Origin of the sequence: Olsenella uli (assembly GCF_016899935.1) — a bacterium.
In the GTDB taxonomy this organism is placed as follows: domain Bacteria; phylum Actinomycetota; class Coriobacteriia; order Coriobacteriales; family Atopobiaceae; genus Thermophilibacter; species Thermophilibacter uli_B.
Genome location: NZ_JACJJK010000007.1, coordinates 22555 through 36971, shown reverse-complemented (window position 1 = coordinate 36971; position 14417 = coordinate 22555). Strand labels below are relative to the sequence as shown.

Annotated in this window: 15 protein-coding genes; 13 read left to right on the top strand and 2 right to left on the bottom strand. The window is 61.2% G+C overall.

Going from position 1 to position 14417, the window contains the following annotated elements:
• Position 1 precedes the first annotated feature (1 nt).
• Positions 2-1117 (bottom strand): glycosyltransferase, encoded by a 1116-nt coding sequence (locus H6A07_RS07360; RefSeq protein WP_204814296.1) that lies wholly within the window; start codon positions 1115-1117, stop codon positions 2-4.
• Positions 1118-1199: 82 nt separating this feature from the next.
• Between H6A07_RS07360 and H6A07_RS07355 the strand changes: the two genes are divergently transcribed.
• From H6A07_RS07355 to ychF, 3 genes are read left to right on the top strand one after another with little or no spacing between them, the layout of a single operon-like run.
• Complete coding sequence (locus H6A07_RS07355) at positions 1200-2192, top strand: glycosyltransferase (protein WP_204814295.1); 993 nt, start codon at positions 1200-1202, stop codon at positions 2190-2192.
• 51 nt (positions 2193-2243) lie between these two features.
• Positions 2244-3566, top strand: coding sequence for a 4Fe-4S binding protein (locus tag H6A07_RS07350; protein ID WP_204814294.1), 1323 nt, complete (start codon positions 2244-2246; stop codon positions 3564-3566).
• Between the two features lie 10 nt (positions 3567-3576).
• Positions 3577-4653 carry a redox-regulated ATPase YchF gene (gene ychF / locus H6A07_RS07345; RefSeq protein WP_204814293.1) on the top strand — a complete coding sequence of 359 codons (1077 nt, stop codon included), beginning with the start codon at positions 3577-3579 and terminating at the stop codon, positions 4651-4653.
• Between the two features lie 48 nt (positions 4654-4701).
• On the opposite strand, the gene H6A07_RS07340 is transcribed toward ychF, so the two are convergent.
• On the bottom strand, positions 4702-6237 hold the full coding sequence (locus H6A07_RS07340; protein WP_204814292.1) for an LCP family glycopolymer transferase: 1536 nt from the start codon (positions 6235-6237) through the stop codon (positions 4702-4704).
• A 161-nt stretch (positions 6238-6398) separates the two neighbouring features.
• Between H6A07_RS07340 and guaA the strand changes: the two genes are divergently transcribed.
• From guaA to H6A07_RS07290, 10 genes are all read left to right on the top strand, one after another.
• Positions 6399-7988, top strand: coding sequence for a glutamine-hydrolyzing GMP synthase (gene guaA / locus H6A07_RS07335; RefSeq protein ID WP_204814291.1), 1590 nt, complete (start codon positions 6399-6401; stop codon positions 7986-7988).
• 153 nt (positions 7989-8141) lie between these two features.
• Positions 8142-9368 carry a tyrosine-type recombinase/integrase gene (locus H6A07_RS07330; protein ID WP_204814290.1) on the top strand — a complete coding sequence of 409 codons (1227 nt, stop codon included), beginning with the start codon at positions 8142-8144 and terminating at the stop codon, positions 9366-9368.
• Positions 9361-9954: a hypothetical protein gene (locus tag H6A07_RS07325; protein WP_204814289.1), complete on the top strand. Its 594-nt coding sequence runs from the start codon at positions 9361-9363 to the stop codon at positions 9952-9954. The genes H6A07_RS07330 and H6A07_RS07325 overlap by 8 nt, the downstream gene beginning before the upstream one ends.
• A gap of 258 nt (positions 9955-10212) precedes the next feature.
• Positions 10213-10383, top strand: a complete 171-nt coding sequence (locus H6A07_RS07320; RefSeq protein ID WP_204814288.1) for a ribbon-helix-helix protein, CopG family — start codon at positions 10213-10215, stop codon at positions 10381-10383.
• A 40-nt stretch (positions 10384-10423) separates the two neighbouring features.
• A complete protein-coding gene (locus H6A07_RS07315) occupies positions 10424-11032 on the top strand; it encodes a response regulator transcription factor (RefSeq protein WP_204814287.1) in 609 nt (202 codons plus the stop codon).
• A gap of 18 nt (positions 11033-11050) precedes the next feature.
• Positions 11051-11497: a hypothetical protein gene (locus H6A07_RS07310; protein WP_204814286.1), complete on the top strand. Its 447-nt coding sequence runs from the start codon at positions 11051-11053 to the stop codon at positions 11495-11497.
• A gap of 228 nt (positions 11498-11725) precedes the next feature.
• The gene (locus H6A07_RS07305; protein WP_204814285.1) at positions 11726-12124 is read left to right on the top strand and encodes a hypothetical protein; all 399 of its coding nucleotides are present in this window, start codon (positions 11726-11728) and stop codon (positions 12122-12124) included.
• Positions 12125-12307: 183 nt separating this feature from the next.
• Complete coding sequence (locus tag H6A07_RS07300) at positions 12308-12712, top strand: hypothetical protein (RefSeq protein WP_204814284.1); 405 nt, start codon at positions 12308-12310, stop codon at positions 12710-12712.
• Between the two features lie 16 nt (positions 12713-12728).
• Positions 12729-13163: a hypothetical protein gene (locus H6A07_RS07295; protein ID WP_204814283.1), complete on the top strand. Its 435-nt coding sequence runs from the start codon at positions 12729-12731 to the stop codon at positions 13161-13163.
• 14 nt (positions 13164-13177) lie between these two features.
• Positions 13178-14416, top strand: a complete 1239-nt coding sequence (locus H6A07_RS07290; RefSeq protein WP_204814282.1) for a PBSX family phage terminase large subunit — start codon at positions 13178-13180, stop codon at positions 14414-14416.
• Position 14417 lies beyond the last annotated feature (1 nt).

Sequence of the window (14417 nt, the reverse complement as noted above, 5' to 3'; positions counted from 1 at the left end):
CCTACCCCAGCCTGCCCCCGCGCCGGCTCAGCGCCGTGCGCACGGAGAAGGCGAGGCCGTTGGTGCGCACGCGGTAGAGCCCCTCGCGCGCGAGGTACGCCAGGTGGGCCGCCCGACCGCCGCGCGGCGCGCGGACGCCGCGGACCCGCGCGAAGAGCTCCCGTCCCGCCGACGATATCCCTGGCTCCGAGAAGACCACCTTGGGGTCGAGCCGTCCCATCGACCGCTCCAGCAGCTCCCGCACGCCGGGCGCGTCCTCGCCGGCGCCCTCGAGCGTGATCAGGGCGTAGTTCACCCCGCGCAGCGCGAGGGCGGAGAGGACCCGGCGGTCGCTCACCCCCGCGCGCTCGGCGGCGTCCATCATGTCGTTCCAGCGCTCGAGCGGCGTCAGCGGCGAGCGCGCGGCGAGCGACTCGGCCTCGCGCAGGTCGCGCTCGCGGTAGACGTAGACGCAGCGGTCCGTGTACGCGATCTTTTTGGTGCGGCAGAGCGTCTCCACCAGAAACGGGTTGTCCGCCCAGCCGGCCCCGGGCACCTCGACGAAGCGGATTCCCTGCTCGACGAGGTAGGCGCGCCGGTAGGCGCCGGCCCAGATCGCGGGGTGGTGACGCAGCAGCTCAACGCCGTCCCCGACCGCGAAGGGCTGACGACGCGGCCTGACGCGGCCCCGGTACGGGCAGCTCACGCGCGCCTCGCCGCCGCGCCCGTCCGCGACGACGCGCCAGTAGGCGCCGCGCACGACGTCGACCGCGCCCGCGCCGCCCAGCTCGTCCGCCCGGGCGAGAAGGTCCTCGTAGGCCGTCGGGGGCAGGACGTCGTCCGGCTCGAGGATGGCGACCCAGGTGCCGCGCGCCGCGCCGACGCCCCGGTTGCAGGAGGCGCCGTAGCCCTCGTTGGGCTTGTCGATGAGGACGATGCGGCTGTCGCGGGCGGCATGGTCGCGCGCGATCCGCGCCGACCCGTCCGTGGAGCCGTCGTTCACGCAGATGATCTCGAGCTCGCGGTGCGTCTGCGACTCGACGCTGGCCAGGCACTCGTCGAGCGTGGCCCCGGCGTTGTAGATCGGGATGACCACGGAGACCAGCTCGTGGTTCTCGGATGGGTTTATGGCGCCCATGCTCCTCCCTGGGTCGGGGGCTCCCTGCGTCGTACCCTATAATACTAGGGCGCATGACGGGCCGGGAGAGACGGGGGAAGCCATGAGGCGAGCCGCGATCGTGATCGTGACCTTCAAGCGCCAGGAACTTCTCGCCGGCCTGCTCGAGTCCGTGCTCGCGCTGAGCGAGGCGCCCTGGCGCGTGGTGGTGGTGGACAACGAGGACTCCGCCGAGACCGCGCGCATCGTGGCGGACTTTGCGGCCCGCGCCGACGCCCTCTGGGGCGCCACGACGGACGACCCGGACGCCTCGGGCGGCATCTCGCGCGCGCTCTACGTGGGCATGAAGACCAACACCGGCGGCTCGGGCGGCTTCTCCGAGGGAGTCCGCCGTGCCTTCGAGCTGGGCGCCGAGTGGTTCTGGGTCATGGACGACGATGTCCGCGTGGACCCGGACGGCCTGGCGACGCTGGGCCGCTGGAGCGCCGAGGCGCAGGCCGTCATGGGCCAGCGCCGCGACTTCGACGGCGGCCACTTCTACTGGCAGTACCGCTTCTGGCCGCGCCTGTGCATCTACAACCCCGTCTCCCGCGACCGCTGGCGCCCGGGCGAGCGCTACAAGCTCGCCAACGCGCTGTGCTTCGAGGGCGGGTTCTTCTCGCGCGGGGTGGTCGAGAAGATCGGCGTGCCCGATGCCCGCTTCTTCATCTACTTCGACGACGCCCTCTACGGCTACCTGGCGAGCAAGGTGACGGACGTCTACTACGTGCCGGACTACGTGCTCTCGCGCAGCCGCGAGGTCGCCAACCAGGGGATTGGCTCGGTGCGCCAGCTCAACTCCACCTCCGACATGACTCGCTACTACATCACGCGCAACCGGGGCTACCTGGCGCGCTACGCCCGCCTCCACGGGGACTACAGCGCGGTCGGCTTTGCGACGGGGACGCTGCTCACCTTTGCGAAGGAGCTCGTGCGGCTGCTCGTCGTGGACCGCGCGCACCTCGGCTCGGGCCTGCGCCGCCTGGCGGCCGGCCAGCGCGACGCCCGCAAGATCCTGCACGACCCCGCGTGGGAGCCGATGCCGCCGCTCGCGTAGCGCGGGCGTACAATGGGAGACCGTGACGCGAGGGGGAGAGGAAGGGGACCCGTGGCCGAGAAGAGAGACTTTCTCGATGAGCTCATAGACCTGCAGAGCGACTGGCGCTCCCTCAAGGAGATGCCCAACCAGATGGTGGGCTCGATTATGGACGACGGGGAGCAGAAGGTCTACAACCCCGCCGACTACAAGGAGAAGCCCTTCGCCAACTCCGGGCGCTGCCTGCGCGTGGCGGGCCAGCGCACCGACGTGTGCTCGCGCTGCCTGGACGTGTGCCCCACGCACTCGATCACGATTCACAACAAGTCCGTCTCGGTGGCGGACGACTGCCGCAAGTGCGGCCTGTGCGCCGCCGTGTGCCCGACGGAGGCGTTCTCCACGCGCCGTCACATGCCGCGTCAGCTCTACGACCAGATCGCGCGCGTGGCGTCGTCCTACGAGCAGTGCTACGTGACGTGCACCCGCGCGCTGGGGCGGCTGCCGCACGGCAACGAGGTCGTGCTCGCGTGCGTGGGCGCCGTGCCGCGCGACCTGTGGTTCTCGCTGCTCGCGGACTACGACAACATCAGCGTCTACCTGCCCGTGGGCATCTGCGACCGCTGCCGGACCACCACCGGGGAAGAGACCTACGTCGACGCCATCGGCACGGCGGAGGAGTGGGCGGACGCGCCGCTCGGCCTGGAGGTCGAGGAGTCGGCGATGACGCACGAGCTCACGCGCGCCTACAAGCGCAGCCAGTTCGTGAGCGGGGCCGTGACCTCGGTCGAGCGCCTCGTCACGCGCACCGCCCCGGCGCTCGCCGGCGCGAAGGCGGTGGCCAAGAAGATCTCCGACCACTCGCAGCGCCTCAACCGCCTGCAGAAGGAGCTCGAGAACGCCGTGGGCTCCAAGACGGCGGGCAACCACGTGCGCCTGCTCACCCAGGGCCGCAAGCTCATGATGGGCGCGCTGCAGCATGACGAGTCGCTCGCCGCGCTGGTGCGGCTCGAGGTGCCCGTCTGCGACCACGCGCTGTGCACGATGTGCGGCGACTGCGCCAAGGTCTGCACCACGCACGCGCTCGACCTCGGGCGCGACGGCATGGTGACGGTTCAGAGCGCCTACTGCGTGAGCTGCGGCGCCTGCGCGACCGTGTGCGAGGAGGGCGCGCTCTCGATGGAGCCCATGGACGTGCGCGAGCTCGTGGTGCCGGACAAGGTGGCCGAGGAGGTCGCCCGCAAGAAGGCCGAGGCCAAGGCCAAGGCCTCCGAGTACGTGGCCAAGGGCAAGAAGCAGCTCGGGCGGGTCGCCGACGCCCTGGAGAGACTCGACGACTCCGCCGCCCCCGCTCCCGCGAGTCCCGCCGCCCCCGCCGCCGAGAAGAGCAAGAAGTAAGGAGAAGGACGTGTCGCTTTCCATTGGCATCGTGGGCCTGCCCAACGTGGGCAAGTCGACGCTTTTCACCGCGCTCACCAAGAAGGGCGGCCTCGCGGCCAACTACCCCTTCGCCACGATCGACCCCAACGTGGGCATCGTGGACGTGCCCGACGAGCGGCTGGGCAAGCTCGCGGAGATCGTGCACCCCGGGCGCATCGTGCCTGCCACGGTGGAGTTCGTGGACATCGCGGGCCTGGTCAAGGGCGCCAACGAGGGCGAGGGCCTCGGCAACCAGTTCCTGGCCAACATCCGCGAGACGGACGCGATCTGCGAGGTCGTGCGCTACTTCACCGACCCCAACGTCATGCGCGAGGTCGGGCGCGTGGGCGAGTTCGTGGACCCCGCCGGGGACGCGGACACGATCATGACCGAGCTCATCCTCGCGGACATCCAGAGCCTGGAGAAGCAGCTCCCTCGCCTCGAGAAGGACGCCAAGCGCGACAAGGAGCTCGCCGTGAAGGCCGACGTGGCGCGCCGCCTGCTCGCGTGGCTGAACGAGGGCAACCGCGCCGCCACGATGGAGATGACCGACGAGGAGCGCGCCGAGACCAAGGGGCTCTTCCTGCTCACGATGAAGCCGATCCTCTACGTGGCCAACGTCGACGAGGATCAGCTCGGCGAGGAGCTGGCCCCGATTGACGGCGTGACGCCGATCCCCATCTGCGCCAAGGTGGAGGCCGAGCTCTCCGAGCTCGAGCCCGAGGAGGCCGCCGAGTACCTGGCGGACCTGGGCCTGGAGAAGAGCGGCCTGGAGACGCTCGCTCAGGCGGCGTATAGGCTGCTGGGGCTGCAGAGCTACTTCACGGCCGGCGAGATGGAGGTCAAGGCCTGGACCGTGCGCGTGGGCGCCAAGGCGCCGGAGGCCGCCGGCGTGATCCACTCGGACTTCGAGCGCGGCTTCATCAAGGCCGAGGTTGCCAGCTACGCCGACTACGTCGCGCTCGGCGGCGAGGCCGGCTGCAAGAACGCCGGTAAGCTCCGCATCGAGGGCAAGGACTACGTCGTCCAGGACGGCGACGTCATGCACTTCCGCTTCAACGTCTAGCACTTGCCTAAAATGCCTAAAAGGGGTCAGACCCCTTTTAGGCAAGTTTTACGCCTGATCGGCGCCCAGGACCACGATGACGTCGTAGCCGGTGGAGTAGCCGACGGTGTTCTCGGCGACGTTGGACTTGTCGATGCCGAGGGTCTGCGCGACGCCGAGGGCGGCGGAGCGGTGGCTGCCGTTGTAGTAGACCGTCGAGGTGGCGTGGTCCATCGAGTCGGCGCTGTCCGCGTAGGGTGAGAAGCCCGCGCCCTCGAGCTCGGTGGACGTGCTCGCGGCGAGACCTCTCACGTTCGTGCCGTTGAGGACGAGGACGCTGCCGGAGAAGGTTGCGTCGCCGGTCGAGGAGCCGGAGCCCGTGCCCGAGGCGTCGCCGTCTGAGCCGCTGCCCGAGGAGACGCCGATGGACCCGGCCACGCCGTGGGTGAAGTCCTGGCTCTCGTCGGCGTAGGGGGTCTCGCCGGCCTTGACGCGCTCCATCATCTCGTCCCAGGCGACCTCGTCCGGCATCTCGTACCAGACGTCGTTGACGTACTCGGAGATGGTGGGCGTCTGGCCCGAGTAGAAGCCGGAGTCCACGTCGAAGTTCTGGAACTGCACCGCGAGGCTCACGATGTCGGTGACCGTGAGGGGGTAGACCGTGACGCTCTCCGCCATGGCGGAGACGGCGTTGACCATGCCCACGGGGTCGAGCGTGAGGACCTTCTTGATGATGGCGCCGATGACCATGCGCTGGTTGGCGGCGCGGTAGAAGTCGCCGCCGCCGTACTCGTCATAGGCGTGGCGCGCGCGGCACAGGCCGAGCGCCTGCTCGCCGTTGAGGGTCTGGGTGCCCTCGGGCAGGTCGATGTTGGCGTAACTGTCCTTGACGGCGACGGGCAGGGTGACCTCCACGCCGCCGATGGTGTCGACGATGGAGGTGAACTGCTCGAAGTCCACCTCGGCGTAGGCCGTGATGTCGACCCCGGCGAACTCCTCGACGACCTCCATCATGTAGGCGCCGCCGCCGATCGAGTAGGCGTCGTTGATCTTGCGCTCGCCGTTGGCGCCCATGTCGACGAGGGTGTCACGCGGGATGGAGACGAGGGTGACCTTCTGCGACGGCGCGTCGATGCGGGCGAGGATGATCGTGTCGGAGCGGAAGTTGGAGGTGGCGTCGCCCCAGTCCTCGGCGCGGCCCTGGCTCTTGTCGACGCCCAGAAGCAGCATGTAGAACGGGTCCTGCATCTCGACGGGCTCGGTGAGCTGGGCACGGATCTCGTCGGTGACGTCCTCCTGGAAGGAGTTGTTGATACGGACGATGTAGGCCGCCGCAGCCGCGCCCACGCCGACGAACGCGACGAGGAGCAGAACCAGGATTGTGCGGAGCACGCGTCCGCGACGCTTCTTCTTGCGGCGGGCGGCGTAGGACTCGGCGCCCTCGGCGCGCGTGGCGATGTGCCTCGGGCTGGTGGTGACGCGGCGCGTGGTGCGGGGGGTCTGGTCGGCCGCGACGCGGGCGGCGCGGCCCCCGCCGTGGTTGCTCTGGGAGCGACGAACCTGCTCGGCGCCGGTCATGCGTCGGTGGGTTTTCCTGTCGGCCACGCGGGCCCTCCTTGCGGTCTTGAGGTGCGGTTGCTCCGCCGGCTTCGGCTCAGACGCACAAATGATAGGCAAGCGAGATGTGGGACGCGTGTAGGGGCACAAAAAACGCGGTATTCTCTATAAACTGTCACTATCTGACGACGCGAGAGGAAAGAGGATTCATGAGCGAAGCTAGCCCGAGGCAGTTTGTCGCGGTTCTCGACTTTGGCGCCCAGTACGGGCAGCTCATCGCGCGCCGCGTGCGAGACCTGCACGTGTACTCCGAGATCGTGCCGTGCGACATCCCGGCCGACGAGCTCGCGGCCATGGGGCCTGCGGCGCTCATCCTCTCCGGCGGCCCGGCGAGCGTGTACGCCGAGGACGCGCCGAGCGTGGACCCGGCGATCTTCTCGCTTGGCGTGCCGGTGCTCGGCTTCTGCTACGGTCACCAGATCATGGCCGTGACGCTGGGCGGCGAGGTGGCGCACTCCGAGGTGGGCGAGTACGGGCCCGCCGCGATCACGCGTAGCGGCGAGTCCGCGCTGTTCGCGGGGACGCCCGACGAGCAGACCGTGTGGATGAGCCACCGCGACGCCGTGAGCCGCGTGCCCGAGGGCTTCGTCGTCACGTCGTCGACCGACGTCTGCCCCGTGGCCTCGATGGAAGACCCGGCGCGCCGGTTCTTCTCGACGCAGTTCCACCCGGAGGTGCGCCACACCGAGCACGGGCGCAAGCTCCTGGAGAACTTCCTCTTTGGCATCTGCGGCCTCACGGCCAGCTGGACGATGGACAACATCATTGACGAGAAGGTCGCGGAGATCCGCGCGCAGGTGGGAGGGCGCAAGGTCATCCTGGGCCTCTCCGGCGGCGTGGACTCCTCCGTGGTGGCCGCGCTCGTGCACCGCGCGATCGGCGACCAGCTGACCTGCGTCTTCGTGAACCACGGGATGCTGCGCAAGGGCGAGCCGGAGATGGTCGAGGAGGTCTTCCGCGACCAGTTCCAGGTGCCGCTCGTGCACGTGCACGCCGAGGAGCGCTACGCGCGCCTGCTCGCCGGCGTGACCGAGCCGGAGGAGAAGCGCCGTCGCATTGGCACGGAGTTCTGGAAGGTCTTCTTCGACGAGGCCCAGAAAATCGGCGACGTGGAGATGCTCGCTCAGGGCACCATCTACCCGGACATCATCGAGTCCGGCGCGCGCAAGACGGGAGGCAAGGCGTCCACGATCAAGAGCCACCACAACCTGATCCCCTTCCCCGAGGGCGTGCACTTTGACCTGATCGAGCCGCTCGACCACTTCTTCAAGGACGAGGTGCGCGAGCTGGGCGTGGCGCTGGGGCTGCCGGACCGCATGGTCTACCGTCAGCCGTTCCCGGGCCCGGGCCTGGCGATCCGCATCATCGGCGAGGTGACGCCGGAGAAGCTGGAGATTCTGAAGAACGCCGACGCGATCGTGCGCGAGGAGCTGGACGCCTACAACGAGCGCCTCTTCGAGGAGACGGGCGAGCGCAACTCCGAGCACAGCTGCTGGCAGTACTTTGCCGTGCTGCCGGACATCCGCTCCGTGGGCGTCATGGGCGACGAGCGCACCTACGCGCGCCCGGTGATCGTGCGCGCCGTGGAGAGCTCCGACGCGATGACGGCGGACTGGGCGAAGCTGCCGTACGACGTGCTGGGCAAGATCTCCAGCAGGATCGTGGCGGAGGTTCCTGGCGTGAACCGCGTGGTGTACGACGTGACGCCCAAGCCGCCCGCGACGATCGAGTGGGAGTAAACGTTACCAGAACTCCACCACCTTCTACCTGCGGCTTAGCAACAGTGTAGGTACATCAACGGCAAATATCAAGCCCCTTTTGATGGACAGATGATGTACAATCCCGAACATCGGGTGGGAGTACATCACGAGCCATTGAAAGGGGCTTTTCCTATGGCTGAGGACTTCTACAAGGGCACAGGGCTTGTCTGGCGAGACAACAAGGGCAAGTGGCAAGGAAACCTCTACTGGTACGACGAGGACGGCAAGAGACACCAGAAGAGCAAGCTCTTCACCGCCAAGAAGCGTGAGTCCCAAGCACTCTTCGAGGAGTGGAAGCACGAGCTGAACCGCAAGGCACGCACCACAAACCCGATTGAGACAGTCAAGGACACCAACCGCAAGACTGTCGGCGAGAGGTTGCGGGAATACCTCAACTACCTACAGCACGAGGTATCGAAGGGTACTTACGAACAGTCAACCCTAACTGCCAAGTGGCAGGTTGCCAACCTCTATATCTTCCCCGACCCGATAGCCGACAAGTCCTATACCAGACTCTCCAAGAGCGACATAGAAGAGTGGGAAACCCGTATGCTTGAGGACAAGGGAATCTCTACTGGCACTCTTGGAATCCCGTACTCTCTCTTGCGGCGAGTCTATAACTTCGACTTGGAGAGAGAGAAGATTGAGGACACCCCCTTCCGCTTCCTCAAGTCCCCCAAGGCGGGCAAGCGTGAAAAGGCTTACGCCACGGACGAATCACTCCGTAGGCTCACGGAAGCCCTTGAGAGGAGATGGAAGAAGGAGCGTGGGGACGTACACGCGATGTGCTATTTCCTCGCCTTGTACACGGGTATGAGAGGGCAAGAGATTTGCGGGCTTCGTTGGAGGGACGTTTACCTCTCTCAAGACAAGATGGCGATACGCAACGCCATAGCCCGCAACGGCAACGAGCCTTACGCCAAGAGTCCAAAGACGAAGAACTCCGAACGCATCATCCCGATAGCCCCGCGTCTCAAGGAGAAGTTGGTTGAATGGAAGAGAAGAGTCTGTTGGATGGAGGGCGTAGACGAACCAGAACCGAACTGGTACGTAGTCGGGGACAAAGAAGAGTTCCGCAAGCCGCAGTGGGTTACTCAGAACTTCGGTAGGTTCTGCCGACGCAACAACGTCAAGGCGAGCGACGGTACCTATCTGACTATGCACGGCTTACGCCACACGTTCGCAACCGTGGCAGTCCAAGAGAAGGTAGTAGATATAAAGACTCTCGCCGCCATTCTCGGCGATACCGTCACTATGGTTATGGACACCTACGCGGGCGTCGGCGACGATGACTTGAAGTATCAGAGCATGGAACTCATAGCCAAGGCGTTCGAAGAGAGGGTGGAACGGGATGATTAGCGAGAGCCGAGACGATTTCACGCAATGGATTATCGACTCCTACAACTCGCTCCACGACACCTTGTTCGACGGCGGCAAGTTCAAGATGAATTACGTTCTCAGCGGGGAGATGCTTTGCTACCTCTTGGTGAAGCCGTGGAAGAAGAGAGTGGACAGCGACGAATACTTCAAGGAGGACGCGGACATACGCCAAGAGGTAGACGAGCAACAGGTTGCGGACGTTAGGGACTATCTGGACAACCCGACTATGGACGTTCAAGCCGCTATGGTTCGCTACTTCCTGCCGACAGAGGGGGACTATCCCGCGTACCTCGACAGCGAGATTGGCAAGTCCATGTTCTCGTTAGTCCTCAACTACGGGCTACCCGAACGGCTCAGGTTCATCAAGGAGAAGAAGGGGGACTTGCCCCAAGAGACGATAGAGAAAGAGTTGGAATACCTCACAACGTCCGAGGGCTTCGAGAACCTTTACTTTCACCTCATGGACTACGTTGACAGGTTGAACGAGTGCGGCGAGGACATACCGGAGGACTTCAGGAAGTTCGTTAGGCTCTTGGAGTCCAAAGAAGACTATCTGACTTACTGACGTAGGGGGCGGCAACGCCCCCTTCTCTTATCGTAGGCACCCGTTTCACGGTTGGGACTTGAAGCCCCGCTGGGTAGAATAGATACAGAAAAAAGTTTTGGATTTCTGGGCAAGAAGTAATAAAAACCACCGCCCAAATTTCAATACATAGTGAACAACCAAATATGCCTTTTCCTTCCTGAAAGGGGGAGTCCCAAACGGGACTTCCTCTTTTTTCAGGCAAGGAACTTTGGGCAAATACCGAAAGGAGAAACAGCAATGAACGACAAGCAGAAGGAATACTGGGCGAAGCGTTACGAGAAGCTAATCAGTCTCTCAGTCGAACTTCCAAGAGAGTTGAGAGAGGAACTTCGAATCGCCGCCAAGCAAGAGGGAATCAGCAGCGGCGAGTTCATCCGCCGTGCTATCCGCGAACGCCTAGCCGACTAACAAACGACTACTGACAACTGAATATAGGAGGGAAAGAGTAATGATTACTGACTTCAACTTAGAAGCCTGCCGCGACAGTGCGGTTATCTACAGTTCCGTTCTTGAGCAAGTGAAGATGGTTTACGACAGCGACCCGACGTTAGCGGGCGAGCTTGCTATCGCCGCGATACAGACGGTTATATGCGGGGAATCTAAATCAGACAATGGAATGGTGAACGCGATGCTGACACCGTTGAAGCAAGCATCCGACAAGAACTATCAACGCTACAAGAAGACCTGCGATTCCAAGAGAGCGGCAAAGATTAAAGACTTGCGGCTTGACGAGATAGCCGAACTAAAGAACGAGGGCAAGACAACGAGAGAGATTGAAGAGGAACTTGGGATACCGAAGAGTACCGTTGCCTATCGAATCGGGATTATAGAAGCGGACTATCCTGAACTTTGTCCAACTTGTCCAACTTGTCCAACCTATGAGTATGAGTATGATTATGAATATGATAATGAGAATGATATTGAGACTGAGAATGTAATTGAGAGTGAGAATGAGATTGAGAATGAAAATGAGAATGTAGTTGCGTTTTCGGACAAGCCGAAAACGGGCGTTGCCTTCGGCAACGCTCCAAGAGTCTCTAAGAACTATATCTACTGATAGGAAGGGGAAGGAATAATGGGATTATTCGGAAGCAAGGAATCACGCGAGGAAAAGCAAGCCCGCAAGGCGGCGAAGAAGCAAGCAGAGCAAGAGAAACTTCAGAAATACGGCAAGGTTGTCCAGTTCATGTTCAGCGACGATATGACGGCAACCCTGTTCCTCCGCGAGAACGGCATCGAGTACAAGGTGACGAACAACGAGGAGGAGTCTGGAATCGCACTTTGGAGCGAAATCAACTCCATCACCCTTGAGGACGGCGAGGAACTTCAATCCCGCGTGACGGCTACCCGCCTTCTCATGCTTGGCGTGTTCGCATTCGCCGCCAAGAAGAAGACTGGCGGCAACAAGTTCATCACCGTAGAGGGCGAAGACTTCCTCTGGGCTTTGGAGGTTGGACGCAAGAAGGTTTCCGACGCTCAGAAACTCGTTCTGAAGGCTCGCCAACTCATGAAGAAGGCTTAGCCGCACGAGACTTCTACATCTTGAGTCTCTTGGAAAAAAAGTTTTAGAAAAGTTGGGCATAACAGGCTAAAAACCATAGCCCAACTTTCATATATAAGTGAATAGCGAGTGCCATTGCTATTTACTCTTTCCTTTCTATTGGGGAGGGACGGTTTCACCGCCGTCCTTCCTTTTTATTTGGGGGAAAGAGGTAATACAAATCACTACAACGAAAGGAAAGAAACAATGATGAACAACACAATCCAAGTCCGCGTATCCGACTCTATGAAGGCGAAGATTGACGCCTTCGCCGCAGCCCACGAGATGAACGTGTCCGAAGCGTGCCGCAACCTTATCTCCATGGAACTCAACCGCAAGGAAACCGTCTTCGCCGCAAGCGACTTCGTTAAGTTCCTCCAATCAGTCGGCTTCAACGCACTCGATGAAATCGAGCCTGAGACGTTGAACGACGCCGCCAAGTTCTACGAGTCATACCGCGAGGGGCTGGCAAAGGAACCCGATTACTGGCGTGCTCTTGGGGAGCGGGAACTAAAGCTCAAGAACGACTTCGAGAAGAGCAAGCGTGAGAACCCGAGCGTAAAGCACTCCTACGCCGCCCGCGTGGCTCACTGCCTGAACGGGCGATAGTCGATAAAACACAGCAGGGATTTTTCAAATAGAGAAGCAGTCATATCTGCTGTTTCTCTTGGAAGAGGGCAGGGGCTAACACCCCTGCCCTTTTTCATAAGCAGGAACAAGGAAAGGAAAAGGTGAAACATTGAAATGGGTTTTATACAGGACAAGAGACGCGGCAAAGTCGGCGAGAAAGTCGTGAAGGGCTACTTCGAAGCCATAGGAGCCGATATAAGGGACTTATCCGAGGAATCCGAGTACCAAGCCCAAGACGTAGATTTGATAGCCGCAGACGGGCTTACATACGAGGTTAAGACTGATTACAGGTTCAGCGAAACCGGAAACCTCGCCTTGGAGGACTCTATCACGAACGCCTACGGCAAGCATAAGAGTTGGCTTTGGACTTCCAAGGCTGACTACTTCTGCTTCGTTGACCCGAACCAAGAGAGCAAGTTTGTAGCTATTAAAGCCGAGGATTTGCGGCACTTGGTTAGAACCGAGTCGTTCCGCAGGGTGACGAAGGACGATGAATACAAGTTCATAACCCTCTACCTCTTGCCCTATTGGAAGTACCAAGAGTGCTTCGAGACTTATGAGTATTAGTTAGGAGGTGCGGCGATTGTACACGCCCGCGAAAGCCACTACAGACGGTTGGACAACCGCAAAGAAGAACAAGCGGTTTGCGGAACTCTACGTAATCGAGTGCGGCTACAACGCAAGTGCCGCATACCGCCGACTTTGGCACGAGATAAACCCGGACAAGGACGAGTCCGAAATGCCTTGTCCGAACACAATCAGGACTAAAGCTTACGCCTACCGACACAAGGAAGCCGTCAAGAAGCAGATAGAGAAGATTGAGCAGAAGATTGAAGAGTCTCAAGCCATTCGCCGCAACGAGACGATATTCAGCCTTCGAGAGATTGCATTTAACGAAGAGAACTCCAACACGGACAGACTCAAGGCTATCGACTTATTGAACAAGATGGGCGGCTTCTACACCGAGAACTACAAGGTTGACGCCAACTCAACCATAGAAGTATCGCTTGTTGACTAAAGCGGTGAACACAATTGAATATCAAGGTTTCCCGCCGCATATTCGCACCGGCGTTTCTTCCCTTGCTCTTGGACAACGAGCACAGGGTGATACTTCTTTTAGGCGGTGGCGGCTCAGGGAAGTCCTACTTCTCTTTCCAGCGAGCCGTGTACCGTGCGTTGTCCGAACCCAACAGGAAGATATTGATTGTCCGCAAGAGTGCGGTTGACGTTCGCCGTTCCTGTTGGGAAGACTTGCTCAGGACTCTTGGACAGTTCAAGGTTAAGAACCTCTGCCAAGTCAACCAAACGACTATGGAAGTGCGGCTGTCGAACGGTAGCCGTTTCCTTTTGATGGGGCTTGACGATTTCGAGAAAGTCAAGTCGATACCGGACATTAACGACATTCTCATTGAGGAAGCGTCTGAGATTACATTCGATGATTACTCGCAGTTGCTTCAGCGTACACGCGGCAAGGGTACGTTGCACAACCAAGTGGTACTAATGAGCAACCCCGTATCCAAGGCTAACTGGCTCTTCAAGCACTTCTTCGAGGACGGTTGCAAGGAACCTAACTGCATCATCAGCCGCACGACGTACAAGGACAACCCGTTCCTCAACCAAGAGACGGTGGACACGCTTGAGAACTACGAGCGTACCAACCCTTACTACTACCGCGTCTACACTCTCGGTGAGTGGGGTTCGCTGTCAAAGCAGGTTTTCACCAACTACCGCTCAGAGGAGCTTGATATAGACGAACTCAGGAGCCGCGACCTACAGCATCTAGTGGGGTTGGACTTCGGCTTCGTCAACGACCCGACAGCCATTGTCGATTGCCTGTTGGACGAAGAGGAATCCAAACTCTACGTAATCCGAGAGTTCTTCAAGACTGGGCTTCTGAACGACGAGATAGCCGCACAACTGAAGTTGATGGGGCTATCGAAGTCAACGATAATCGCGGACTCCGCCGAGCAGAAGTCAATCGAGGAGATAAAGCGTGCGGGCATTTCCCGCATCAAGCCCGCCGCCAAGGGACAAGGCTCAGTCCTACAGGGCATCCAGAAACTACAGCAATACGAGATAGTTGTCGATTCAAGTTGCTTCAACCTCTTGGAGGAACTTGAGAACTACTCGTGGAAGAAGGACAAGTCCACGGGTGAGTACGTCAACGAACCGATAGACGCCTACAACCACGCCATAGACGCACTTCGCTACTCGCTCCAATGCAGCGAGCACAAGCACCGTCTTAAGACACTACCCAAGTACACGTTATAGA

Coding starts and splice junctions, on each gene's coding strand:
- H6A07_RS07310 (WP_204814286.1), top strand. CDS start 11,051: ATGGGATTATTCGGAAGCAAGGAATCACGCGAGGAAAAGCAAGCCCGC.
- guaA (WP_204814291.1), top strand. CDS start 6,399: ATGAGCGAAGCTAGCCCGAGGCAGTTTGTCGCGGTTCTCGACTTTGGC.
- H6A07_RS07320 (WP_204814288.1), top strand. CDS start 10,213: ATGAACGACAAGCAGAAGGAATACTGGGCGAAGCGTTACGAGAAGCTA.
- H6A07_RS07305 (WP_204814285.1), top strand. CDS start 11,726: ATGAACAACACAATCCAAGTCCGCGTATCCGACTCTATGAAGGCGAAG.
- H6A07_RS07360 (WP_204814296.1), bottom strand. CDS start 1,117: ATGGGCGCCATAAACCCATCCGAGAACCACGAGCTGGTCTCCGTGGTC.
- H6A07_RS07355 (WP_204814295.1), top strand. CDS start 1,200: ATGAGGCGAGCCGCGATCGTGATCGTGACCTTCAAGCGCCAGGAACTT.
- H6A07_RS07325 (WP_204814289.1), top strand. CDS start 9,361: ATGATTAGCGAGAGCCGAGACGATTTCACGCAATGGATTATCGACTCC.
- H6A07_RS07330 (WP_204814290.1), top strand. CDS start 8,142: ATGGCTGAGGACTTCTACAAGGGCACAGGGCTTGTCTGGCGAGACAAC.
- H6A07_RS07315 (WP_204814287.1), top strand. CDS start 10,424: ATGATTACTGACTTCAACTTAGAAGCCTGCCGCGACAGTGCGGTTATC.